Raw genomic sequence first — 22363 nt, 5'->3', positions numbered from 1 at the left:
CGCAGCAATGCGTGAAACGAAGCATTAGCGCCATTGCAAACGTATGCAGTCTTGCATATGACCGTGCGTTATATCGACATGCCGGCGCGCGCTTGACGCAATTTGTCGGTTCCCTTACCTGTTGCCCATCGCTTCGGGGTTGATTCAGCTTCCTGGGGCGACTCCCGCGGCGCGAATCGGTTGGACAAAAGTCCGGTCCGCCGCGTGGGATGGGGTAGTCGTCGACATGGCCCAGGACGCGGGCCGCTTCTTTCACCAGCTAGGGGAACCACCAGTGAATCAACGTCGCATCAACCTGCTTGCGGCAGCCGTCGTGCTGTCGCTGTCCGCCACCGGCGCCAATGCCGCCGGCCGCGCCGACCTCAACAAGAAGGACCTCGCCCAGCTCAAGCAGCAGTACCGCGCGCTGGTTTCCGCACGGGGCGCCGCGGCGCCGATGGCCCACAGCCGGCATGAACAGCTGATCGGGGCGGATGCGAACAGTCGCCTGTTGATGCACTCGCGCCGCAGCGACCTCGGCGTCAACAACTACCGCTACGTCCAGACCTGGCGCGGCATCCCCGTCTTCGGCGAGGGCATCGTGGTCAGCGAGGACGGGGCCGGCAACGCCCGCGCGCTGTTCGGCAACCTCGTCTCCGGGCTGGAGAACGACATCGCCTCGACCCGCCCGGCGATGACCGCGATGAACGCCCTGGCCGCGGGCAAGCGCCTGCACCTCGGCAACAGCCTGTCCGCCTATCGCACCGAGAACGAGAAGTCCGAACTCGTCATCGTCATCGACGACAATGGCCGTGGCCGCCTGGCCTATGCGGTGAGCTTCTTCGCCGACGGCCAGAGCGTGCGCCCGACGCGCCCGATGATGCTGATCGACGCCAACAGCGGCCAGGTCATCAAGCAGTGGGAGAACCTGCAGCACAGCCTGATCGGCACCGGCCCGGGCGGCAACCAGAAGACCGGCCAGTACGAGTACGGCACCAACTACGGCTACCTGGACGTCACCCAGAGCGGTACGACGTGCACGATGAACAGCACGAACGTCAAGACCGTCAACCTCAACAACGCGACCACCAACACCAGCACCACCGCGTTCTCCTACACCTGCCCGCGCAACACGGTGAAGACCATCAACGGCGCCTACTCGCCGCTGAACGACGCCCATTACTTCGGCGGCGTGATCTTCAACATGTACCAGGCCTACCTGGGCCGCGCGCCGCTGACCTTCCAGCTGGTGATGAAGGTCCACTACAAGACCAACTACGAGAACGCGTACTGGGACGGCAGCGCCATGACCTTCGGCGATGGCGCCACCACGTTCTACCCGCTGGTCAGCCTGGACGTGTCCAGCCACGAGGTCTCGCACGGCTTCACGGAGCAGAACTCCAACCTGACCTATTCCGGCCAGTCCGGCGGCATCAACGAAGCGTTCTCCGACATGGCCGGCGAAGCCGCCGAGTACTACATGCGCGGCAGCAACGACTGGCTGGTCGGCGCCGAGATCTTCAAGGGCACCGGTGCGCTGCGCTACATGAACAACCCGCCGCAGGATGGCGCGTCGATCGACAACGCCGCCAACTTCACCAGCAGCATGGACGTGCACTACAGCTCGGGCGTCTACAACAAGGCGTTCTACCTGCTGGCCAACAAGGCCGGCTGGAACACCCAGAAGGCGTTCCAGGTGTTCGCGCGCGCCAACGACCTGTATTGGACCGCGAGCAGCACCTTCAACCAGGCGGCATGCGGCGTGCAGACCGCGGCGACCGACCTCGGCTTCACCGTCGCCGACGTCACCGCGGCGTTCACCTCGGTCGGCGTGAGCTGCGCGGGCGGCGGTGGCGGCACGGGCGGCGACATCAATGGCGGCGCCCTGACCAAGGCGGTGGCCAAGACCGGCATCGCCCAGTCGACCGCGGGCTATTCGGTGAACTACACGCTCACCGTGCCGTCGGGCGCGACCAACCTGAGCTTCACCATGTCGGGCGGGACCGGCGATGCCGACATGTACGTGAAGCTCGGCAGCGCGCCGACCGACACCGTCTACGACTGCCGTCCGTACAAGTCCGGCAATGCCGAGACCTGCACCTTCGCGACGCCGTCGGCGGGCACCTACTACGTGCGCCTGAAGGCCTACAGCGCGTTCTCCGGGGTCAGCCTGCTGGCCGACTACACCGCCAGCGGCGGTGGTGGTGGCACCACGCAGACCTACACCAACGGCACCGACGTCAACATCCCGGACAACAACACCACGGGCGTGACCAGCAGCATCACGGTGTCGGGTCGCTCCGGCAATGCGCCCAGCGCGACGGCGGTGGCGGTCAACATCGTCCACCCGTACATCGGCGACCTGGTGGTCGACCTGATCGCGCCGGACGGCTCGGTGTACAACCTGCAGAACCGCAGCGGCGGCAGCGCCGACAACATCGTCAAGACCTTCACCGTCAACCTGTCCACCGAGACCATCAACGGCACCTGGAAGCTGCGGGTGAAGGATGCGGCGGCGAGCGACACGGGCTACATCAACAGCTGGTCGATCACGATGTAAGCGGGAGCGCCACGAAGTACCCCCAGGACCCCGGCTTCGGCCGGGGTCCTGCTTTTTTGGGGGGGCGCGATCCCGCAAAGAAAAAGCCCGGCATCGCCGGGCTTCGCTTGCCGCATCCCCGTCCGGTGCGTCAGCCCGCAGGTTCGAAGCGGTTGGCGTCGACGTTCTTGCGGACCTTGGCCGGATCCCAGATGCGGCCGTTCATCGCGATGTAGACGCCCGGCGGCAGCGATTGCACCGCGCCCACCGCGCAACCGATGTTGAACTCGGCGTCCGAGCCCTCGAAGCGCGCGGGGTTCAGCGCGCCGGTCAGCACGATGGTCTTGCCGGGCAGGCCGGCCAGCACGCGCGCGGTCTCGACCATGCTGTCGGTGCCATGGGTCACCAGCACCTGCGCCTCGGCCTGGGCGGCGATGGTGGCGCGCAACAGCTGGCGGTCGGCATCGTCGACGAACAGCGAGTCCTTGCGCAGCAGCGGGATGACGTGGAAGCGGAAGGCCACGCCGAGTTCCTGCAGGATGCGGCCGATCTGCGGCTCGCCGACCTGGTAATCCGACTTCGCGTCGAAGTAGACCTTGTCGATGGTGCCGCCGGTGGTGACGATGAGGAGGGTGTCCATCCGCGCATTATCCGCCAAGCGCGGGCGGGCGTCAGGCGGGCGGCAGGCCGAGGGCGGTCCGCAGCGGATCCAGCAACGGGCCGTAGGTAGCGGTTCGCGCGGTATCGCCGCGCAGCGGCTCGCGCACCTGCGCCGCGCTGGCGGTCCGCACGCTGCGGGTGCCGGCATGCGGCGCGAGGCAGGCGGCATCGAAGTCCAGCCCGCAATCGTCCAGCAGGCGGCGGATGCCCTGCGCGGGGTCGGCCAGCAGGTCCTCGTAGGCGTGCAGCCGGATCCGCGCGGGATCGCGCGCGCGCCACGCCGCCATCGCTCGTTCGCAGGCGCGGAGGTAGCCCGCGAGGTCGGCGAAGTCGCAGGCGAAGTGCGGCTGTACGTAGAACTGCTGCTTGAAGCAGGACCACGCGGTCTCCAGCGGGTCGCGCCGGGTCTCGATGACGGTGGCGCCGGGGAGCATCGCGCGCAGGATGCCCACGTGCTTCCAGTTCTCCGGCAGCTTGTCGGTGAAGCGCGGCCGCCGCCCGCGCCAGCGCGCGGTCCGCGCCAGGTAGTCGGCCCCGAGGCGGTGCCAGTCGGCAGCCGTCGCCTCCGCGATCCAATGGGGATAAGTTTGGTTGCGTCGCCGCGATTCCTGCTGGACGACGATGCCGAGGTCCTGCAATTCGCTGCCGCCCTCGACCTGCGGATGCGCGGCCAGCACCTGCTCGAACAGGGTCGAGCCCGAGCGCGGCATGCCGACGATGAAGATCGCCTCCCGGCCCAGGGTCGGGTCCTGCGGCGGCGGCAGCCGCTCGGTGGCGGCGAGGGCCTGCGCCACGTAGCCCTCCAGTGCGCCCAGGCTGTACGGTGCGAGCCGACGTTGCCGCGCATTCGCGGCGACGAAGGCGGCGAAGGCCCGCGCCGGCTGGCCGCGGTCTTCCTCCAGCTTGCCGAGCGCGTGGCCCATCGCGATGGCATCGGCGTCGGCGATCCCGGGGCGGGCCAGTTGCGCGCGCAGCGCGTCGGCGTCGGCATCGGTGAGCGGACGGGTCTTGATGTTGGCCAGGCCGCGCCAGGCGTCGCCGCAGCCGGGATGCAGGCGCAGGGCGTCGCGGTACTGCGCCTGCGCCGCATCGAAGTCGCCGGAATGGACCAGCGCATCGCCGAGCAGGATCGCCGCCGGCAGCACCTCGGGTGCCAATGCGCGCGCCTGCGTCAGGGCGTCGATTGCCTCGGGGGTCTCGCCGCGCAACTGGTGCGCGCGGCCAAGGTTGAACCACGCCACGCCCTGCGCGGGATCGAGGCGTACCGCCTCGCGCCAGGCCGCGATCGCCGCCACTTGGTCGCCGGTGGCGTTGCAGGCGTTGCCGAGTTCGCAATGCAGCAGCGCATCGCCGGGGTGCGTGCGAAGGGCGTCGCCGAGGGTGGCGATGGCGAGGTCGGGGCGCCGCCCGTGCAGCTGCCCGATGGCCCGCAGGCGCAGCGCCTCCGCGTGCGCGGGATGCGCCGCGAGGACCTCGCCCAGCAGGCGGTCGGCGAGCGCGGGCTGGCGGTCGCGGATGGCGCGTGCCGCGGCGTGCAGGCGTTCAATATCGGCCGCGCCCAGCCCGGCCATGCGCGGGTTGGCGGCGCTCACCGGCGTTGGCGTGCGCGCAGGCGCGGCAAGCTGGGCAACAGGATCACCGCGACCGACAGTGCGATCGCCAGCAGGGCGGGCAGGCGTTCGCCGGGGCGGCTCCAGGCCACCATCACCCCGTGGCTGAACCACGCGAGCGCGAACAGCCCGGCCACGAAGGCAGCGCGCGGCCAGGCTCTCCAGGCCAGCAGCGCCAGCACCAGCGGCGGCGCCGCGAACACCAGCAGCGCAGCCTCGCGATGCTTGTCCTGCGCGAACCACGCCGCGTACAGCATGGCCAGCGCGAACAGCACCAGGGCGAGCGGACGGGCCATGCTCATGCGTGGAGTTTCGACGCCAGCAGCGCGATCCGCCGGCCCAGTGCTCGGGCCAGTTGCGCTTCCTCGTCGGTGGGTTCCGGCGCGTCCTGCGCGCCGGCCACGTGGCTGGCGCCATAGGGCGTGCCACCGCCGCGGGTGGTGCTCAGCGCCGGTTCGGTGAACGGGATGCCGGCGATCACGCAGCCGTGGTGCAGCAGCGGCACCAGCATCGTCAGCAGGGTGGACTCCTGCCCGCCATGCTGGGTGGCGGTGGAGGTGAACACGCCGGCCGGCTTGCCGACCAGGGTGCCGCTGGCCCATTCCGCGCCGAGGGTGTCGATGAAGTGCTTCATCGGCGCGGCCATGTTGCCGAACCGGGTCGGGCTGCCGAGCAGCAGGCCGGCGCATTCGGCGAGGTCGCGTCGTTCGACGTAGGGCGCGCCGTCCTCGGGTTCCGGCGGGGCGGCGATCGTGGTGACCGGGGCGACCGGCGGCACCGTGCGCAGACGCGCCTGCATCCCGTCCACCTCGCCGATGCCGCGCGCCACCTGGCGCGCCAGGCGGGCGACCGAGCCGCCGCGGCTGTAGTACAGGACGAGGATCTCGGGCATGCGGCGGTGTCGGCGGGGCGGGCGCGCAGTGTCGCATGCAGCGCCGCGCCCCGGCAGCCGACCACGCGTCGGCCGCGGGGCATCGGTTAGGCTTGCCGGATGGAGCCGCTGGATTCCCTCAATCGCTGGAGCGAACGCCTGCGCGACCCGGTGCGCGCAGGCAGCTTCGCCCGCTTCGTGCTGCGCCGGTTCCTCGACGATCGCCTGTTCGAGGCCTCCGGCGCGCTTGCCTACACCACGGTGTTCGCGCTCGTGCCGTTGTCGATGGTGGTGTTCGGGGTGCTGTCGGCGTTCCCGGTATTCGATGTCTGGAGTACCCGCCTCAGCGATTACATCTTCGCCAATTTCGTGCCCAGCGCCGCCAGTGCGGTCTCGGGTTACCTGATGGGTTTCATCCAGAACACGCAGCAACTCACCGCCTTCGGTGCGCTGGCGCTGATCGTCTCGTTGCTGGTGACCCTGGGCAGCGTCGAGGCGGTCTTCAACAGGATCTGGCGGGTACCGACGGGGCGCCCGAAGCTAAGCCGGTTCCTGGTGTACTGGACGGTGCTGACGCTCGGTGCGCTGGTCGCTGCCGCGAGCCTGGCGCTCTCGACCCGGTTCTTCGCGCTGGAGGTGTTCGAGACCGAGCCGGGCCGCTGGGCGGAAGCCCTGATGCTGCGGCTGACCCCGATGGCGATCGAACTGCTGGCCTTCGCGGCGTTGTTCAAGGTCGTGCCGCACCGGACCGTTGCGTGGCGCCATGCCTTCGCCGGCGCGTTGCTGTCGATGCTGTTGTTCGAAGCGGTCAAGGCCGGGTTGGGCCTGTACCTGGGCAGCGTCGATTCCTACCAGAAGGTGTATGGCGCCATCGTGCTGGTGCCGATCCTCATGCTGTGGATCTACCTGGGCTGGGCCACGATCCTGTTCGGCGCGTCGTTTGCGTCGTCGATGTCCGCGTTCCGTTACCAGCCCGCCGCGCTGCGGCTGCCGCACGGATTCGAGCTGTATGGCCTGCTGCGGATGCTCGGCCGCTTCCACCAGGCGCGCGAGCGTGGCCGCGGCCTGCACAGCGACGAGATCCAGGCGCAGGAGCCGATCCTCACCGACGAGTTGGTGCAACGCCTGCTCGGCCAGCTGTGCGAGATCGGCGTGGTCAGCCGCGCCGAGGGCGGCGAATGGCTGCTCGCCCGCGACCTGGACGATGTCAGCCTGGGCGAGCTCTACGAGGCCGCGCGCCTGCGCGTGCCGGTGGCCGAGGCGCGCCTGCCGCACCACGAGGATCCCTTGGGCATTGCGGTGATGCGCGTCCTCGACGGACTGCGCATGCCGCTGCGCGACCTGCTCAAGCAGCCGGTGTCCAGCATCTACGAAGGAGTGACCTGACCTTGAATGCGATCCAGCGCAGGGCGCTCGCCGCCATGTTCTGCCTCGCCGCCCTCGCGGCCTGCAAGCGCGAACCTGCCCAGGCGCCTCCCGCCAAGCCAGCCCCGGCGGCCACGCCCGCGCCGGCCGCCGCCGCGCCGCGCGAGGCCACCGCAGACTTCCCGGCGTTGCGGCTTGCGACCGTGGATGGCGGCACCTTCGACCTGGCCGCGCATCGCGGCAAGTGGGTCGTCGTGAACTACTGGGCGACCTGGTGCGGTCCCTGCCTGAAGGAGATGCCGGAGCTCTCGGCGCTGGACGCGATGCGCGAACACATCGAGGTGGTCGGCCTGGCCTACGAGGACACCACGCCCGAGGCGATGCGCGCCTTCCTCGAGAAGCACCCGGTGGTCTATCCGGTCGCGTTGGTCGACGTGTACGCGCCGCCGAAGGACTTCGAGGTCCCGCGCGGGCTGCCGATGACCTGGCTGCTGGCGCCGGACGGCAAGGTCGCGCGCAAGTTCACCGGGCCGGTCACCGCACGCGACATCGAGGCCGCGATCGCCGCCGCTGGCGGCCCTCCGGCGGGCTGATGGCCGCCGCCCGCTTCTTCGTGCGTGGAAGGGTGCAGGGCGTGTGGTTCCGCGCAAGCACCCGCGATGTCGCGACCCGGCTTGGCCTCTCCGGCCATGCCCGCAACCTTGCCGATGGGCGGGTGGACGTGCTGGCGGTCGGCGATGCCGACGCGATCGAGGCACTGGCCGCGTGGCTGCAGCAGGGACCGCCGGGTGCGCGGGTGGATGGCGTGGTGCGCGAACCCGCGGCGGTGGAAGCGGTGGCGGGATTCGAGGTGGCGTGAGGAGGCGGCGCCGGTGCGTCGTGCAAGAATCTTGGCAGGGGCGGCACGGGGCGAGGCATGGGCGGTGGATTCTTCGGCGAACTGAAGCGCCGCAACGTGCCGCGTGCGGCCATCCTCTACATCGGCTCGGTATGGGCGCTCGCCCAGGGCATCGCTTCGCTTGCACCGGTGGTGGGCGCCCCTGAAGGCGTGACCCGATGGTTCCTGGCGGCGGCCGCCATCGGCCTCCCGTTCTGGCTGGTGTTCTCCTGGCGCTTCGAGTTCACCGCGCACGGGATCAAGCCCGACAGCGAGGCGGCCCAGGCGCCGGCGGCCGAACGCCGCACCGCCAACCGGCGCGCGGACCTCGCGATCATCGGCGTGCTCGCGATCGCCGTGGTCCTCCTGCTCACCGACCGCTTGGTCGAACGCCCCGCGCCCGTCGCGCCCGCGCGCGCTGCTGCAGTGCCCGGGGAGCGCTCGATCGCGGTGCTGCCGCTCGCCAACGAGAGTGGCGACGATGCCCAGCAATACTTCTCCGATGGCCTTTCCGAAGGCTTCATCATCGCGCTGTCGCGGATCGACGGCCTGCGCGTGATCGGCCGCAACTCCTCGTTCCAGTTCCGCGACAGCCGCGAGGGCAGCCAGGCCATCGCCGCGCGCCTCGGGGTCACCCACCTGCTCGAGGGCAGCGTGCGCAGGCTGGGCGATACCGTGCGCATCAGCGCCAGCCTGGTGAAGGCGGACGACGGCAGTACGGTCTGGGCCGAACAGTACGATCGCCCCTATCGCGACCTGTTCGCGCTGCAGGACCAGGTGACGGCGGCGGTGGCCAAGGCGTTGCAGGCGAAGCTGCGCCCGCCGGCGCGGGAGGCGGGCGGCAACGACCGGCCGCCGGGCGGCAATGTCGAGGCCTACAACGCCTACCTGCGCGGCGTGGCCGCTGCCGAATTGCCGGAGGCGCTTGCCGCGTTCGACGAGGCCATCGCCCTCGATCCGGCCTACGGCCTCGCGCACGCGAAGAAGGCGCGCGCGCTGGTCGCGGCGGCCTCGCAGATGGCGGGTGTGGAGGCCCGCGACGCCTATGCCGCAGCCGACGCCGCGGTCGCCGCCGCGATGCGGCTGGCGCCCGACGCGGCGTCCACCCGGATCGCACGCGGCTGGCTGCTGATGACCCGCGACCTAGATTGGCGCGGCGCCCAGGCCGAGTTCGAACGTGCGGTGCAGGTCGCCCCGGGTGATGCCGACGCGCTGTACCAGTTGGGCGTGGCCCGCGCCAGCCAGGGCGACCTGCGGCAAGCGGTGGCGCTGACCCGGCGCGCGCTGGAGCGCGATCCGCTGCAGGCGCTCTGGTATCCGTGGCTGGCGTCTTACCTGATGCCGCTCGGCGAACTCGACGCCGCCGAGCAGGCGATCGGCAAGGCGATCGAACTGCAGCCGCAGGCGGTGTCCAACCATGCCTTGCTGGCGACCGCGAAGCTCCTGCGCAAGGACGCGGCAGGCGCGGGCAAGGCCGCGGAAGGCGAGCCGCCCGGGCCATGGCGCGACTTCGCCCTCGCGCTGGCACGGCAGGCTGGCGCCGACCGTGGCGCGGCCGACGGGGCCCTGCGCGATTTCACGGCCCGCTACCCCAGCGGCTGGAGTTTCCAGATCGCCCAGCTGCATGCCGCGCGCGGCGAACCCGACGCGATGTTCGCCGCGCTGGAGCAGGCGCGCGCGGCGCGCGACCCCGGCATGCAGTCGTTGCTGTATGACGCCCTGCTGCTGCGATACCGGGACGATCCGCGCTATGCCGCGCTCGCGCGCTCGGTCGGGCTGCCGTGGCCGCCGCAGGGCGCTAGCGCCGTCGCGGCGCCTTGAACGGCGGCAGCGGCTTCAGGACGCGGTAGCGCTCTCTGGCCGGCTTGCCGGCCAGCGGCGGCAGGACGAGCGGCGGCGCGTCGATGGCGGTGTCGGGCAGGCGGTCCAGCAGGTCGCGCAGCAGGGTCAGGCGGCCGCGCTTCTGGTCGTTGAAGTCGACCAGCGTCCACGGGGCATGCGCGGTGTGGGTCGCCTCCAGCATCGCCTCGCGCGCATCGGTGTAGGCGCGGTAGCGCTCGCGCGCCTGCAGGTCGATGGGCGAGAGCTTCCAGCCCTTCAGCGGGTCTTCCAGGCGCTCGGCGAAGCGATCTTCCTGCACCGCCTGGTCGCAGCCCAGCCAGTACTTGAACAGCAGGATGCCGTCCTCGACCAGCTGGCGCTCGAACACCGGCGCATCGCGCAGGAATGCGGCGACCTGCGCATCGCTGGCGAACCCCATGACCTTCTCGACGCCGGCGCGGTTGTACCAGCTGCGGTCGAACAGCACGATCTCGCCGGCGGCGGGCAGGTGCGCCGCGTAGCGCTGGAAGTACCACTGGGTGGCTTCGCGCTCGGTCGGCTTGGGCAGCGCCGCGACCCGGCACTGGCGCGGGTTGAGGTGGCGGCGGATGGCATCGATCGCACCGCCCTTGCCGGCGGTGTCGCGACCCTCGAACACCACCACCAGCCGCCGCCCGGTGTGCTGCAGCCAGCGCGCCGCGTTCGCCAGCTCGACCTGCATCGGTTCCAGCAGGGCCTCGTACTGCTTGCGCTTGAGCTTGCTCACCGTGCGGCCTTGCGCGCCGGCTTCATGCTGCGCGCGACCTCGAGCAGCGCGCCCTGTTGGCGGGTATTGAGGCTGCGGTAGGCGGCGAGCAGGTCGTGCTCGCCCTTGGTGCGCGCCGGGTCCAGGGTGCTGGCCAGTTCCGACAGCAACGCGCCCGCGGGAACCCCAAACATCCGGGCGAGGGCATCGACCTGGTCGCGGCCGGGCATCTTCTCGCCCTTCAGCCAGGCGTTGACGGTGCCGATGCCGGCGCGCGGGATGGCGGTCGCGATGTCGGCGACGGTCAGGCCGGAGGCCTTGCTGAGCAGGCGCAGCGTGGTATCGATGGCCATCGTCACTCCTTCAGGCGGGGGCGCAGGTTGGCGAGGTTGCAGGGCTTGGTGCGGGCGTCCAGCTGGGCGCGGATGATCCGCTCCCAGGCGGTCCGGCAGGCGGAGGTCGAACCGGGCAGCGCGAACAGGAAGGTCGCGTTGGCCATCCCCGCGAATGCGCGGGACTGCAGCGTGCTGCTACCGATTTCGTCGTAGCTGAGCACGCGGAACATCTCGCCGAAGCCGGGCATCAGCTTGTCCAGCAGCGGCAGCAGCGCCTCCGGGGTGGAGTCGCGCCCGGTGAAGCCGGTGCCGCCGGTGACCAGGATGCCGTCGACCGCGTCGTCGGCGATCCAGCGCGAGACCAGCGCTCGCATCGCGTACTTGTCGTCGCGGACGATGGCGCGCTCGTGCAGCGCGTGGCCGGCGTCGGCGAGGGCGGCGCAGAGGTAGTCGCCGGAGGTGTCGTTGGCGGGCGTGCGGGTGTCCGAGACGGTCAGCACGCAGAGCGAGAGGGCGTGGAAGTCGGGGGCGGCGGTCATCGGCCGAGTGTAGGCCGGCCCCGCCCGCGCTGCATCAGTGGTGCTGCTTCGAGAACGACAGCGAGTACCACTGGGTCTCGTCCTCGTGCCAGCCGGCGGCGCGGTACAGCGCGCGCGCCGCGGCATTGTCGCGGCCGGTTTCCAGCGACAGGCCGGCGGCGCCGTCCTCGCGGGCGAATGCGGCCGCGGCCTCCAGCAGCGCGCGCGCCACCCCGCCGCGGCGTGCCGCCGGAGCGACGAACAGGTCGTTGAGGATCCAGGTCCTGGCCGTGCGCACCGAGGAGAACATCGGGTAGAGCTGGACGAAGCCCACCGCATCCGCGCCGCGCTTCGCCACCAGCACCACCGACTCGCCCACGCGCAGCCGGCTGCGCAGCCAGTCGCGGGCGCGGGGCACGTCCGTCGCCTGCCCGTAGAACTGGCGATACGCGTCGAACAACAGGGCCAGTGCATCGAGGTCGGCGGGGCCGGCGCGGGAGATCGAAAGCTCGGTCATGTCAGTGCTCCTGCGCCAGGCGCGCGAGTTCCTCGGCCTGCCGTTCCTGGCGCAGCCGCGCCACCAGCGCGTCGAGGTCGCCCTCCAGGATGTTCGGCAGGTCGTACAGGGTCAGGCCTTCGACGCGATGGTCGGTGATCCGGCCCTGCGGGTAGTTGTAGGTGCGGATGCGCTGGCTGCGGTCGCCGCTGCCCACCTGCAGCTTGCGGTCGGCGGCGGTCGCGGCGGCGCGCTTCTCCAGCTCGGCCTCGACCAGCATCGCCTGCAGGCGCTTCATCGCCTTGTCGCGGTTGGCGTGCTGGCTGCGCTCGGTCTGCGATTCGACGACCACGCCGCTGGGGACGTGGGTGATGCGGATCGCCGACTCGGTCTTGTTCACGTGCTGGCCGCCCGCGCCCGAGGAGCGGAAGGTGTCGACCTTGAGGTCGGCGGGGTTGATCGCGACCTCGACCTCGTCGCTGGCCTCCAGCGCGATGATCGCGACCGTCGCCGCCGAGGTGTGGATGCGCCCCTGCGACTCGGTGGCGGGCACGCGCTGCACGCGGTGGGTGCCGGATTCGTACTTGAGCCGGGCATAGGCGCCGTCGCCCTCGATGCGCGCCACGATTTCCTTGTAGCCGCCGTGCTCGCCCGGGTTGGCGGATTCCACCTCGACCCGCCAGCCCTGGCGTTCGGCGTAGCGCGCGTACATGCGGAACAGGTCGCCGGCGAAGATCGCCGCTTCGTCGCCGCCGGTGCCGGCGCGCACTTCCAGGTACAGGCCGCCGTCGTCGCGGGCGTCCTTGGGCACCAGTTGCGCCAGCAGTTCGCCTTCCAGTTGTTGCAGGCGGTCGGTGGCGGCGTCGATCTCGTCGTCGGCCAGTTCGCGCAGTTCCGGGTCTTCGCGCATCGCCTGCGCGGCGGCGAGGTCGGCGCGCGCCCTGGCTTCCGCCGCCAGCGCATCGGCCACCGGCTGCAGGCTGGCGAATTCGCGGGACAGGCCGCGGAACCGGGCCTGGTCGCCGGCGACCGCGGGGTCGGCGAGCAGGCGCTCCACTTCCTCGCGCCGCTCCAGCAGCGCTTCCAGCTTGCGGCGCAGGCCCGGGGTCATGCGTCGCCGGCGTCCCGGGCGGCAGCGGGGAACAGCTTTTCGGCGGCGCGGCCCAGTTCGCCGTCGCCGCTGAGCGCGGCTTCGCGCAGGGCGATGGTGGGGGCATGCAGCAGGCGGTTGGTCAGGGTGTGCGCAAGCAGTTCCAGCGCCTGCTCCGGCGGCATCCCCGCGGCCAGTTGCTGGCGCGCCTTGGCCAGGGCCTCGGCGCGCGCGGCCTCGCCATGCGCGCGCAGGCGCACGACCGGCTGCTGCCGGCCCTGCGCCTGCAGTTGCTCGACGAAGCGGGCGGTCTGCAGCTCGACGATGGCCTCGGCCTGCTCGGCGGCCTCGCGGCGGCTGCGGCGGTTGTCCTCGATCGCCCGTTCCAGGTCGTCGACCGTGTACAGGAACACGTCGCGCAGGCCGGACACGTCATGCGCGATGTCGCGCGGCACCGCGAGGTCGAGCAGCAGCATCGGCCGATGCCGGCGCAGGCGCAGCGCGTGCTCCACCTGCGGGCGATGCAGCACGGGCTCGCGGCTGGCGGTCGCCGCGATCACGATGTCGGCCTCGGCGAGGTGCTTGTCCAGCTCCGCCAGCGGCAGTGCGTAGCCGCCGTGGCGGCTGGCCAGCTCCTGCGCATGCGCCAGCGTGCGGTTGGCGATCAGCAGCCGCCGGGTGCGCGCCTCGACCAGGTGGCGCGCCGCCAGTTCGATGGTCTCGCCGGCGCCGATTAGCAGCACGGTCGATTCGTCGAGGCGGGCGAAGTTGTCCTGTGCCAGGCGCACCGCGGTCGACGCCACCGACACCGGGTTGGCGCCGATCCGGGTGTCGGTGCGGGCCCGCTTGGCGGTGGCGAAGGCGTGCTGGAACAACCGGTCCAGCTGGCCGCCGAGGGCGCCGGCCTCGCGCGAGACCGCCCACGCCTGCTTCACCTGGCCGAGGATCTGCGGTTCGCCGAGCACCAGCGAATCCAGGCCGGTCGCGACCCGGAACAGATGGCGGACCGCATCCGCGTCGCGGTGTCGATAGAGATAGGCATGCAGGTCATGGCCCGCGTCCGGGTGGCTGGCCAGCCAGTCGGCCAGCAACTGGCCGTCGCCGTCGGCGTGCGCGTAGAGCTCGGTGCGGTTGCAGGTGGACAGCAGCACGGCCTCGTGCACCTGCGGGAGCGCGCGCAAGGACTGCAGCGCGCCGGCCAGCGCGTCCGGGCCGAACGCCACCTGTTCGCGCAGGGCAACCGGCGCGGTCTGGTGGTTGATGCCGAGGACGTGCAGGCTCATGCAGCGGGTCATTCCATTCAGGTGCCTGCGCTAAGCTGCGGGCACGAACGACTATTGTACCGGCCCGCCCCCATGCCCATGCCGCGTCGACCGATGGCCCGCCTGTTGCTGGCCGCGTCCCTGTTGTTGCCCGCGTGGTCGGTGCCCGCGCGGCAAGCCGATCCGCCGTCCGCGCCCGCGGACCCGTTGGCCGCCAGCCTCGCCGGCGAATTCGCCCTGCAGGATGGCCAGCTGGAGGAGGCCGCGCGTGGCTACCTGGCCGCGGCGCGCGCCGCCAACGACCCGGTGCTGGCCGAACGCGCCACGCGGATCGCCTTGCTGGCCGGCGACGATGTCCTGTTGCGCGAGGCCTATGAGGCGTGGACCGCGATGGCGCCCGCGGGCGGCGACATGCAGCGGACGGTGGCGGCCACGCTCGCGCTGCGGTCGGGCGACCGGCGGGCCTCGCGCAAGGCGGTGCGCGCGCTGCTGGCCGACGAATCGGAAGGCTGGAAGAACGTGCTCGCGGCGATGATGGCCGCGGTCGGCAAGCAGCCCGCGCTGGTGGTGGGCCTGCTGGAGGAGGTCGTCGACGATGGCGACCTGCCCGACAGCCTGGAGCCCTGGCTCGGCTTCGGCGGCTTCGCCCAGCGGTTGGGCCAGCCGAAGCTGGTGGAGCGGATCGTGGCGAAGGTGGTGGCCAAGTTCCCCGGCGAGCCGCGGGTCGTGCTGTTGCGCGCGCAACTGCTGCGCGAGGACGGCAAGCTCGGCGAGGCGCGCAGCGTGCTGGCGGGCCTGGCCGCGCAGCCGACCCTGCCGCCCCCGCTGCGGCTGTCGATCGCCGCCGAATACGATGCCCTCGGCGACCCCGCGGAAGCCGCCCGCCTGCTCGCGCAGGGGCCGCAGGACGATGCGCGCTATGGGCAGCGCGCCTTCCTGCTCGACAAGGCCAAGGACCCGGCCGGGCTGGCCGCGCTCTACGAGGAACTGAAGGCCGGCGCCACCCATCCCTCGCCGACCCGGCGCCTGCTGCTCGGGCAGGTCGCCGAATACCTCGACCGCAACGAGGAAGCGCTGGCCTGGTACCAGAACGTCCCGGGTGGCGAGGCCCAGGCGGTCGCCAACCTGCGACGCGCCAGCGTGCTGCACGCGCTGGGGCGCAAGCCGGCCGCATTCGAGGTGTTGCGCGCGCTGCAATCCGACGTCACCGTCGAGGATCAGGCCCAGCGGGATGCGTACCTGCTCGAGGCCGAGTTGCGGTTGAAGGACGGCGATGCCGCCGGCGAGCTGGACGCCTACGGGCGCGGCCTGGCCGCGTTCGCGGACGACAAGGCGCTGCTGTATTCGCGCGCCCTGTTGTGGGAGCGGCGCGACGACATCGCCAAGGCGGAAGCCGACTTCCGCCGCATCCTGGTGATCGATGCCGACGACGTCGATGCGCTGAACGCGCTCGGTTACACGCTCGCCGACCGCACCGACCGCTACCAGGAAGCGCTGCAGCTGATCGACCGCGCGCGCGTGGCCCAGCCGGGGAGCGCGGCGATCATCGACAGCTACGGCTGGGTGCTGTTCCGCCTCGGGCGCGCCCGCGAGGCGCTGGACCACCTGCGCCAGGCCTATGCGCTGCAGGCCGACCCGGACATCGCCAGCCACCTCGCCCAGGTGCTGTGGACCTTGGGCCGCAAGGAGGAGGCACGGCACTATTTCGACGAGGCGCGGCGGCTGGACCCGGACAACCGCTCGCTGCAGCGCGCGCTGCGGGAGACCGGCGCGTGAGGGCGGGGCTTGCCGCGCTCGCGGCCGCGTGCCTGGCCGGTTGCGCCAGCCTGCCGGCCCCGCCACCGCTGGCCTACGGCTCCGCGGAGGGCGACGCTGCCCAGCGCAGCCGCGCGGCCGCGCTCGGCCTGCAGGCGCATGCCTGCGGCGCGCCTGCCTGGGTCATGACCGGGCGCTTCGCGCTGTCGAACGGGCGCGAGGGCGGTAGCGGCAACATCGAATGGACCCAGGGCGGCGGCGAGTTGCGGCTGCTGCTGTCGGCCCCGATCACCCGCCAGGGCTGGCTGCTGGAGCGCAATCGCGCCGGCATCACCCTCAGCGGTGGTCCGCAGGGCCCCCTGCAGGGCGACGACGCGGCCCGCCTGCTGCGCGAGGCGACCGGCTGGGACGTGCCGCTGGACGCGCTGGGCTGCTGGATGCGCGGCGTCGAGGCGGATCCGGCGCGGTTCGGCCCGCCGCGCACCGGCGTCGGCGCCGACCTGCTGCCGCGACGGATCGAACAGGGCGGCTGGGTGCTGGAGTACGACGACTGGCGCATCGATCCCTCCAGCCGCCAACCGATGCCGCACCGGATCAACGCCAGCCGCGGCGAGGACCGGGTGCGCGTGCTGGTCGAGCGCTGGGGGCTGGAATGACCTGCCCACGGCCATGAGCGCCGGCATCGATGCGGCGGGTTGGAGCCGCTGGCCGGCGCCGGCCAAGCTGAACCTGTTCCTGCGCATCACCGGCCGGCGCGCGGATGGATACCACGCCCTGCAGACCGTGTTCCGCCTGCTGGACTGGGGCGACGAGGTGCGGTTGCGACCGCGTGCGGATGGTCTGGTCCGGCGGATCGGCCCAGGCGCGGACGGTGTCGCCGAAGCCGACGACCTGCTCGTGCGTGCCGCGAAATTGCTGCAAGATGACGCTAAGTGCGCGCAAGGTGTCGATATCGGCATCGAAAAGCGCATTCCGATGGGCGGCGGCCTCGGAGGGGGCTCGTCGGATGCCGCCACCGTCCTGGTGGCGCTGGATCGGCTGTGGGGGCTTGGGCTGCCGTGCGACCGCCTCGAATCCCTGGCGCTGGCGTTGGGCGCGGATGTCCCGGTGTTCGTCCGCGGGCGCAACGCCTGGGCGGAAGGGGTGGGGGAGCGGCTGACGCCGATCGAGCTGCCGCCGGCGTGGTATGTGCTGGCCCATCCCGGGGTGCATGCCGCGACCGCGGCGCTGTTCCAAGCGCCTGATTTGACGCGGAATGCCGTGCCCGCGACAATAGGCGGCTTCCTTTCCGGAACCGTGCTCGACAATGCGTTCGAGCCGGTGCTGCGCCGCCGCGAACCCGCCGTCGAGGCCCTGTTCGCCGTGCTGGCCGGCATCGGCACGCCGCGCTTGACGGGTTCGGGCAGCGCCTGCTTCGTCGAATTCGCCGACCGCGATTCCGCCGAGCGCGCGCTTGCCTCGTTGCCGCCCGGCCTCCATGCCTGGCTGGCCCGCGGCGCGGATCGGTCGCCACTGCTGGATGCGGTGGAGCGCTACAACGAAGGGGCGTCGCCAAGCGGTTAAGGCACCAGGTTTTGATCCTGGCATGCGTAGGTTCGAATCCTTCCGCCCCTGCCAATTCACCCGTCAGGTGCGCCCGGTCCATGCGTACCTCCCTGCCGCGCAAGCCATCGCGCGGTTCATCGCACCGCCACGGTCAGAGCGCAGCGGGTACCCGAAGCCATGCAAGACGATCGCAATCTCCTGGTGTTCTCCGGCAACGCCAACCGGCCGCTTGCCGATGCCGTGTGCCGCGAGCTGGGCATCCGCCCCGGCAAGGCGCTGGTGAGCCGGTTCTCGGACGGCGAGGTGCAGGTCGAGATCGAGGAGAACGTGCGCCGGCAGGAGGTGTTCATCATCCAGCCGACCAACGCGCCGACCGCCGAGAACTTCATGGAGCTGCTGGTCCTGGTGGACGCGCTCAAGCGCGCGTCGGCGGCCAGCGTGACCGCGGTGGTGCCGTACTTCGGCTATGCCCGCCAGGATCGTCGCCCGCGCTCGTCGCGGGTGCCGATCACCGCCAAGGTCGCCGCCAAGATGTTCGGCGCGGTGGGCACCGACCGGGTCTTGACGGTGGACCTGCACGCCGACCAGATCCAGGGCTTCTTCGACATCCCGGTGGACAACGTGTACGCCTCGCCGCTGCTGCTGGCGGACATCTGGCGCGCGCACGGCACCGACAACCTGATCGTGGTCTCGCCGGACGTCGGCGGCGTGGTGCGCGCGCGGGCGATCGCCAAGCGCCTGGACGACGCCGACCTCGCGATCATCGACAAGCGCCGGCCGAAGGCCAACGTCGCGACGGTGATGAACATCATCGGCGACGTCGACGGCAAGACCTGCGTGCTGGTCGACGACATCGTCGATACCGCCGGCACCCTGTGCGCCGCCGCCAATGCGCTGAAGGAGCGCGGCGCGCGCAAAGTCGCGGCCTACTGCACCCATCCGGTGCTGTCGGGCGCGGCGCTGGACAACATCGCCAGGTCGCAGCTGGACGAGTTGGTGGTGACCGACACCATCAAGCTCTCCGACGCCGCCCGCGCCTGCGGCAAGATCCGCCAGCTCAGCGTCGCCGAGCTGCTCGCCGAGACCATCCGCCGGGTGGCGTTCGGCGAATCCGTCAGTTCGCTGTACGTCGACTGACACCGATCCGCGACGCCGGCCCCGCGCCGACGCCGCACCCACGCTCGCCTGGTCGCGGGTGAGCGTCCACTGCCGCCGCGAGGCGGCTCCAATGCAACGAGAGTGAAACAACATGGCAACGCATGAAATCAACGTCGAACGCCGCGCAGTCGAGGGCAAGGGTGCGAGCCGCCGCCTCCGTACCGCCGGCAAGATCCCGGCCATCGTCTACGGTGGCGGCCTGGACCCGGTCGCCATCCAGCTCGACCACGAGAAGGTCTGGCTGGCCAGCCAGAACGAGTGGTTCTACTCCTCCATCCTGGACCTGAGCCTCGCTGGCGACGTCCAGCAGGTCCTGCTGCGCGACATCCAGCGCCATCCGTTCAAGCAGCTGATCATGCACCTGGACTTCCAGCGCGTCAGCGCCGACCAGGCCCTGCGCGCCAGCGTGCCGCTGCACTTCCTCAACGAGGACAAGTCGCCGGCCGGCAAGACCGCAGGCGTGCTGGTCCTGCACGAGCTGAACGAAGTGGAAGTGAGCTGCCTGCCGAAGGACCTGCCGGAGTTCATCGAGGTCGACCTCGGCGCGCTCAGCGTCGGCGACATCATCCACCTGTCGGAGCTGAAGCTGCCGGCCGGCGTGGAGATCCCGGAGCTGAAGCTGGGCAAGGAACACGACGTCGCCGTCGTGATCGCCAAGCATGCAAAGGAAGAGGACGTCGACGCCGCTGCGCCGGACGCCGCCGAAGTGCCGGCGACCAAGGCCGCCAAGAAGGACGACAAGTAATCCTTCGATCCATCTCGGCGCGAGGCTGCGTCGCACCGGCTTGCCGTACTGGATGTACTGTCTTCGCCGGCGCTCCTTGCCTCGCACCGAGCTGAATTCGAAGGATGTAGCTCTCGATGGCTGGCTTGCGCCTCATCGTCGGGCTGGGCAATCCCGGTCCCGAACACACCCGAACCCGGCACAACGCCGGGTTCTGGTTTGTGGACGCCCTGGCCGAGCGTGAGCGCGCCCGCTTCGGGCTGGAAAGCAAGCTGTTCGGCGAGACCGCCAAGGTCGAGATCGCCGGGCAACCGGTCTGGTTGTTGAAGCCGGCCACCTTCATGAACCTCTCCGGCAAGTCGATCGCGGCGGCGCTGCGCTACTGGAAGATCGAGCCCGAGGAGATGCTGGTGGCGCACGACGAACTGGACCTGTCGCCGGGCGTGGCCCGGCTCAAGTTCGACGGCGGCCACGGCGGCCAGAACGGCCTGCGCGACACCATGCGCCTGCTGGGGCATGGCAAGTTCCACCGCCTGCGGGTCGGCATCGGCCATCCCGGGCACAAGGACAAGGTCACCCCCTGGGTCCTGGGGCGGCCCGGCAAGGACGACGAGGCGTCGATCCTGCGCGCCATCGACGACGCGCTCGACGCGCTGCCGATCGCCGTCGCCGGCAATTTCATGGATGCGATGACGCGGCTGCACACGCCGCGCCCGCACTGATTTCTCTCGCATGCGCCCCGGCGCGTGCGGCAACGGAGCGAAACGCGACATGGGCATCAAATGCGGCATCGTCGGCCTGCCGAACGTCGGCAAGTCGACCCTCTTCAACGCGCTGACCAAGGCCGGCATCGCCGCCGCCAACTTCCCGTTCTGCACCATCGAGCCGAACGTCGGCGTGGTGCCGGTGCCGGACCCGCGCCTGGTCGCCCTGAGCGACATCGTCAAGCCGCAGAAGGTGGTGCCCACCGCGGTGGAGTTCGTCGACATCGCCGGCCTGGTGGCCGGCGCAGCCAGCGGCGAAGGCCTGGGCAACAAGTTCCTGGCCCATATCCGCGAGGTCGACGCGATCTGCCACGTGGTCCGCTGCTTCGAGCACCCGGACGTGATCCACGTGGCGAACAAGGTCGACCCGATCGCCGACATCGAGACCATCGACACCGAGCTGGCGCTGGCCGACCTGGAGTCGGTGGACAAGGCGATCGCCCGCTACGAGCGGGTGGCCAAGGGCGGCGACAAGGACGCGAAGGCGCGGATCGAGGTCCTGCAGAAGCTGCGGGTGGCGCTGGACCAGGGCAAGTCGGCGCGCTCGGTCGCGCTGGACGAGAACGAGAAGGCCGCGGTGCGCGAGCTGTTCCTGCTGACCCTCAAGCCGGTGATGTACGTCGCCAACGTGCTCGAGGACGGCTTCGAGGGCAATCCTCACCTCGACGCGGTGCGCGCGCACGCGGTGGCCGAAGGCGCCGAAGTGGTGCCGGTGTCCGCGGCGATCGAGGAAGAGCTCAGCCAGCTCGACGATGCCGACCGCGACGCCTTCCTGGCCGACCTCGGGCTCGACGAGCCGGGCCTGAACCGGCTGATCCGCGCGGCCTACAAGCTGCTCGGCCTGCAGACCTACTTCACCGCCGGGGTCAAGGAAGTCCGGGCGTGGACGGTCAGGGCCGGGGCCACCGCGCCGCAGGCCGCGGCGGTGATCCACACCGATTTCGAGAAGGGCTTCATCCGCGCCGAGACCATCGGCTTCGACGACTTCGTGAAGTACCGCGGCGAATCGGGCGCCCGCGACGCCGGCCGCCTGCGCCTGGAGGGCAAGGAGTACCGGGTGCAGGAGGGCGATGTCCTGCATTTCCGCTTCAACGTCTGACCGGCAGCGCGGAGCTCGCGCGCTTGCTGATTTGTCGAACCGGGAAATTTCCGCGCGAGACCGTTGACAGCCCGGAACCCGGCGGTCAAAATTGCGGGCTCTTTGGAGGGCTTCATCGCCCGCCATCGAGGAAAATCGGAGGGATACCCAAGCGGCCAACGGGGGCAGACTGTAAATCTGCTGGCTTACGCCTTCGGTGGTTCGAATCCACCTCCCTCCACCAGCTCCACCCGGATTTCGCGGTACCCGGCGGCCTTACCAGCCACCGGCGCAACACAGGCAGGGCTCCCGGCGCGGGAGTAGTTCAATGGTAGAACTGTAGCCTTCCAAGCTACTAGCGCGGGTTCGATTCCCGTCTCCCGCTCCACCATTGCATCGCGACGTCAGGCCCGCCTCGCACAATCTGCTCACGTAGCTCAGTCGGTAGAGCACCTCCTTGGTAAGGAGGAGGTCGATGGTTCGATTCCATTCGTGAGCACCATCTCCAAGCAACTTCACGCCTGCTCCAGTCGGGCACTCCGAGAGACGCAACCATGGCAAAGGGTAAGTTCGAGCGCACCAAGCCCCACGTGAACGTGGGCACGATTGGTCACGTGGACCACGGCAAGACGACGCTGACGGCGGCGCTGACGAAGGTGGGCGCGGAGCGTTTTGGTGGCGAGTTCAAGGCGTACGACTCGATCGACGCGGCGCCGGAAGAGAAGGCGCGCGGGATCACGATCTCGACGGCGCACGTGGAGTACGAGAGCCCGACGCGCCACTACGCGCACGTGGACTGCCCGGGTCACGCGGACTACGTGAAGAACATGATCACGGGTGCGGCGCAGATGGACGGCGCGATCCTGGTGTGCTCGGCGGCGGACGGCCCGATGCCGCAGACGCGCGAACACATCCTGCTGTCGCGCCAGGTGGGCGTGCCGTACATCGTGGTCTACCTGAACAAGGCGGACATGGTGGACGACGCCGAGCTGCTGGAGCTGGTGGAGATGGAAGTCCGCGAGCTGCTGAGCAAGTACGAGTTCCCGGGCGATGACACCCCGATCATCTCGGGTTCGGCGCGCCTGGCGCTGGAAGGCGACCAGTCGGAGATCGGCGTGCCGTCGATCATCAAGCTGGTGGAAGCGCTGGACAGCTGGATCCCGGAGCCGGA

General features: G+C 70.6%; 23 protein-coding genes and 4 tRNA genes. 17 read left to right on the top strand and 10 right to left on the bottom strand.

Annotation, left to right across the window (positions count from 1 at the left end):
- The first annotated feature begins 274 nt into the window (after positions 1-274).
- On the top strand, positions 275-2539 hold the full coding sequence (locus tag ON759_RS08930; RefSeq protein WP_271680027.1) for a M4 family metallopeptidase: 2265 nt from the start codon (positions 275-277) through the stop codon (positions 2537-2539).
- Positions 2540-2669: 130 nt separating this feature from the next.
- Here ON759_RS08930 and ON759_RS08925 read toward each other — a convergent pair whose 3' ends face one another.
- Genes ON759_RS08925 through wrbA form a run of 4 tightly spaced genes read right to left on the bottom strand, consistent with a single transcriptional unit; the run spans position 2670 to position 5680 of the window.
- Positions 2670-3158, bottom strand: coding sequence for an asparaginase domain-containing protein (locus ON759_RS08925; RefSeq protein WP_271680026.1), 489 nt, complete (start codon positions 3156-3158; stop codon positions 2670-2672).
- Positions 3159-3189: 31 nt separating this feature from the next.
- The gene (locus ON759_RS08920; protein WP_271680025.1) at positions 3190-4770 is read right to left on the bottom strand and encodes a tetratricopeptide repeat-containing sulfotransferase family protein; all 1581 of its coding nucleotides are present in this window, start codon (positions 4768-4770) and stop codon (positions 3190-3192) included.
- Positions 4767-5090, bottom strand: coding sequence for a DUF2069 domain-containing protein (locus ON759_RS08915; protein WP_271680024.1), 324 nt, complete (start codon positions 5088-5090; stop codon positions 4767-4769). Before ON759_RS08915 ends, ON759_RS08920 begins: the two co-directional genes overlap by 4 nt.
- A complete protein-coding gene (gene wrbA / locus ON759_RS08910; RefSeq protein ID WP_271680023.1) occupies positions 5087-5680 on the bottom strand; it encodes an NAD(P)H:quinone oxidoreductase in 594 nt (197 codons plus the stop codon). The genes ON759_RS08915 and wrbA overlap by 4 nt, the downstream gene beginning before the upstream one ends.
- 99 nt (positions 5681-5779) lie before the next feature.
- Between wrbA and ON759_RS08905 the strand changes: the two genes are divergently transcribed.
- The 4 genes from ON759_RS08905 to ON759_RS08890 are packed head-to-tail and all read left to right on the top strand — an operon-like array spanning position 5780 to position 9722.
- Positions 5780-7045 carry a YihY family inner membrane protein gene (locus ON759_RS08905; protein ID WP_271680022.1) on the top strand — a complete coding sequence of 422 codons (1266 nt, stop codon included), beginning with the start codon at positions 5780-5782 and terminating at the stop codon, positions 7043-7045.
- A complete protein-coding gene (locus ON759_RS08900) occupies positions 7042-7617 on the top strand; it encodes a TlpA family protein disulfide reductase (protein ID WP_271680286.1) in 576 nt (191 codons plus the stop codon). The genes ON759_RS08905 and ON759_RS08900 overlap by 4 nt, the downstream gene beginning before the upstream one ends.
- Complete coding sequence (locus tag ON759_RS08895) at positions 7617-7883, top strand: acylphosphatase (protein WP_271680021.1); 267 nt, start codon at positions 7617-7619, stop codon at positions 7881-7883. Before ON759_RS08900 ends, ON759_RS08895 begins: the two co-directional genes overlap by 1 nt.
- Positions 7884-7940: 57 nt before the next feature.
- A complete protein-coding gene (locus ON759_RS08890; protein ID WP_271680020.1) occupies positions 7941-9722 on the top strand; it encodes a tetratricopeptide repeat protein in 1782 nt (593 codons plus the stop codon).
- On the opposite strand, the gene ppk2 is transcribed toward ON759_RS08890, so the two are convergent.
- Genes ppk2 through hemA form a run of 6 tightly spaced genes read right to left on the bottom strand, consistent with a single transcriptional unit; the run spans position 9700 to position 14189 of the window.
- Positions 9700-10488, bottom strand: a complete 789-nt coding sequence (gene ppk2 / locus ON759_RS08885) for a polyphosphate kinase 2 (protein WP_271680019.1) — start codon at positions 10486-10488, stop codon at positions 9700-9702. The genes ON759_RS08890 and ppk2 overlap by 23 nt on opposite strands.
- On the bottom strand, positions 10485-10820 hold the full coding sequence (locus ON759_RS08880) for a helix-turn-helix domain-containing protein (protein WP_271680018.1): 336 nt from the start codon (positions 10818-10820) through the stop codon (positions 10485-10487). Before ON759_RS08880 ends, ppk2 begins: the two co-directional genes overlap by 4 nt.
- A 2-nt stretch (positions 10821-10822) precedes the next feature.
- Positions 10823-11341 (bottom strand): molybdenum cofactor biosynthesis protein B, encoded by a 519-nt coding sequence (gene moaB, locus ON759_RS08875; protein WP_271680017.1) that lies wholly within the window; start codon positions 11339-11341, stop codon positions 10823-10825.
- A gap of 34 nt (positions 11342-11375) precedes the next feature.
- Positions 11376-11837, bottom strand: a complete 462-nt coding sequence (locus tag ON759_RS08870; protein WP_271680016.1) for a GNAT family N-acetyltransferase — start codon at positions 11835-11837, stop codon at positions 11376-11378.
- A 1-nt stretch (position 11838) separates the two neighbouring features.
- Positions 11839-12927 carry a peptide chain release factor 1 gene (prfA, locus tag ON759_RS08865; RefSeq protein ID WP_271680015.1) on the bottom strand — a complete coding sequence of 363 codons (1089 nt, stop codon included), beginning with the start codon at positions 12925-12927 and terminating at the stop codon, positions 11839-11841.
- Positions 12924-14189 (bottom strand): glutamyl-tRNA reductase, encoded by a 1266-nt coding sequence (hemA, locus tag ON759_RS08860; RefSeq protein ID WP_271680014.1) that lies wholly within the window; start codon positions 14187-14189, stop codon positions 12924-12926. Before hemA ends, prfA begins: the two co-directional genes overlap by 4 nt.
- A gap of 72 nt (positions 14190-14261) precedes the next feature.
- Here hemA and ON759_RS08855 point away from each other — a divergent pair, with 72 nt between their 5' ends.
- The 12 genes from ON759_RS08855 to ON759_RS08800 all read left to right on the top strand — a co-directional run.
- Positions 14262-15944: a tetratricopeptide repeat protein gene (locus ON759_RS08855; protein WP_271680013.1), complete on the top strand. Its 1683-nt coding sequence runs from the start codon at positions 14262-14264 to the stop codon at positions 15942-15944.
- A complete protein-coding gene (lolB, locus tag ON759_RS08850; protein WP_271680012.1) occupies positions 15941-16579 on the top strand; it encodes a lipoprotein insertase outer membrane protein LolB in 639 nt (212 codons plus the stop codon). Before ON759_RS08855 ends, lolB begins: the two co-directional genes overlap by 4 nt.
- 13 nt (positions 16580-16592) lie before the next feature.
- Positions 16593-17486: a 4-(cytidine 5'-diphospho)-2-C-methyl-D-erythritol kinase gene (gene ispE, locus ON759_RS08845; RefSeq protein ID WP_271680011.1), complete on the top strand. Its 894-nt coding sequence runs from the start codon at positions 16593-16595 to the stop codon at positions 17484-17486.
- Positions 17465-17540: transfer RNA gene (locus tag ON759_RS08840), tRNA-Gln, on the top strand. The genes ispE and ON759_RS08840 overlap by 22 nt, the downstream gene beginning before the upstream one ends.
- Before the next feature lie 105 nt (positions 17541-17645).
- A complete protein-coding gene (locus ON759_RS08835; RefSeq protein WP_271680010.1) occupies positions 17646-18605 on the top strand; it encodes a ribose-phosphate diphosphokinase in 960 nt (319 codons plus the stop codon).
- 112 nt (positions 18606-18717) lie between these two features.
- Positions 18718-19371: a 50S ribosomal protein L25/general stress protein Ctc gene (locus ON759_RS08830; RefSeq protein WP_271680009.1), complete on the top strand. Its 654-nt coding sequence runs from the start codon at positions 18718-18720 to the stop codon at positions 19369-19371.
- A gap of 116 nt (positions 19372-19487) precedes the next feature.
- Positions 19488-20072, top strand: a complete 585-nt coding sequence (pth, locus tag ON759_RS08825; protein ID WP_271680008.1) for an aminoacyl-tRNA hydrolase — start codon at positions 19488-19490, stop codon at positions 20070-20072.
- Between the two features lie 49 nt (positions 20073-20121).
- Positions 20122-21213, top strand: a complete 1092-nt coding sequence (ychF, locus tag ON759_RS08820; RefSeq protein ID WP_271680007.1) for a redox-regulated ATPase YchF — start codon at positions 20122-20124, stop codon at positions 21211-21213.
- 137 nt (positions 21214-21350) lie between these two features.
- Positions 21351-21436, top strand: a tRNA-Tyr gene (locus tag ON759_RS08815).
- A 70-nt stretch (positions 21437-21506) separates the two neighbouring features.
- Positions 21507-21580, top strand: a tRNA-Gly gene (locus ON759_RS08810).
- Positions 21581-21618: 38 nt separating this feature from the next.
- A tRNA-Thr gene (locus ON759_RS08805) sits at positions 21619-21694 on the top strand.
- Between the two features lie 52 nt (positions 21695-21746).
- Positions 21747-22363, top strand: a 617-nt coding sequence (locus tag ON759_RS08800; protein WP_271680006.1) for a GTP-binding protein, incomplete at its 3' end; no start/stop codon positions are given.

Source organism: Thermomonas mangrovi, from assembly GCF_028201335.1.
GTDB lineage: Bacteria > Pseudomonadota > Gammaproteobacteria > Xanthomonadales > Xanthomonadaceae > Thermomonas > Thermomonas mangrovi.
Note: the sequence above shows the minus strand (reverse complement) of the source record. Positions and strands in the feature narration are given on the sequence as shown.

Excerpts from the sequence above, each read along its gene's own strand:
- ON759_RS08890 (WP_271680020.1), top strand. The coding sequence starts at position 7,941 with ATGGGCGGTGGATTCTTCGGCGAACTGAAGCGCCGCAACGTGCCGCGT.
- wrbA (WP_271680023.1), bottom strand. The coding sequence starts at position 5,680 with ATGCCCGAGATCCTCGTCCTGTACTACAGCCGCGGCGGCTCGGTCGCC.
- hemA (WP_271680014.1), bottom strand. The coding sequence starts at position 14,189 with ATGAGCCTGCACGTCCTCGGCATCAACCACCAGACCGCGCCGGTTGCC.
- ON759_RS08855 (WP_271680013.1), top strand. The coding sequence starts at position 14,262 with ATGCCCATGCCGCGTCGACCGATGGCCCGCCTGTTGCTGGCCGCGTCC.
- ispE (WP_271680011.1), top strand. The coding sequence starts at position 16,593 with ATGAGCGCCGGCATCGATGCGGCGGGTTGGAGCCGCTGGCCGGCGCCG.
- pth (WP_271680008.1), top strand. The coding sequence starts at position 19,488 with ATGGCTGGCTTGCGCCTCATCGTCGGGCTGGGCAATCCCGGTCCCGAA.
- ON759_RS08925 (WP_271680026.1), bottom strand. The coding sequence starts at position 3,158 with ATGGACACCCTCCTCATCGTCACCACCGGCGGCACCATCGACAAGGTC.
- prfA (WP_271680015.1), bottom strand. The coding sequence starts at position 12,927 with ATGACCCCGGGCCTGCGCCGCAAGCTGGAAGCGCTGCTGGAGCGGCGC.
- ON759_RS08835 (WP_271680010.1), top strand. The coding sequence starts at position 17,646 with ATGCAAGACGATCGCAATCTCCTGGTGTTCTCCGGCAACGCCAACCGG.
- moaB (WP_271680017.1), bottom strand. The coding sequence starts at position 11,341 with ATGACCGCCGCCCCCGACTTCCACGCCCTCTCGCTCTGCGTGCTGACC.
- ON759_RS08870 (WP_271680016.1), bottom strand. The coding sequence starts at position 11,837 with ATGACCGAGCTTTCGATCTCCCGCGCCGGCCCCGCCGACCTCGATGCA.
- ON759_RS08895 (WP_271680021.1), top strand. The coding sequence starts at position 7,617 with ATGGCCGCCGCCCGCTTCTTCGTGCGTGGAAGGGTGCAGGGCGTGTGG.
- ON759_RS08915 (WP_271680024.1), bottom strand. The coding sequence starts at position 5,090 with ATGAGCATGGCCCGTCCGCTCGCCCTGGTGCTGTTCGCGCTGGCCATG.
- ychF (WP_271680007.1), top strand. The coding sequence starts at position 20,122 with ATGGGCATCAAATGCGGCATCGTCGGCCTGCCGAACGTCGGCAAGTCG.
- ON759_RS08880 (WP_271680018.1), bottom strand. The coding sequence starts at position 10,820 with ATGGCCATCGATACCACGCTGCGCCTGCTCAGCAAGGCCTCCGGCCTG.
- ON759_RS08905 (WP_271680022.1), top strand. The coding sequence starts at position 5,780 with ATGGAGCCGCTGGATTCCCTCAATCGCTGGAGCGAACGCCTGCGCGAC.
- ON759_RS08830 (WP_271680009.1), top strand. The coding sequence starts at position 18,718 with ATGGCAACGCATGAAATCAACGTCGAACGCCGCGCAGTCGAGGGCAAG.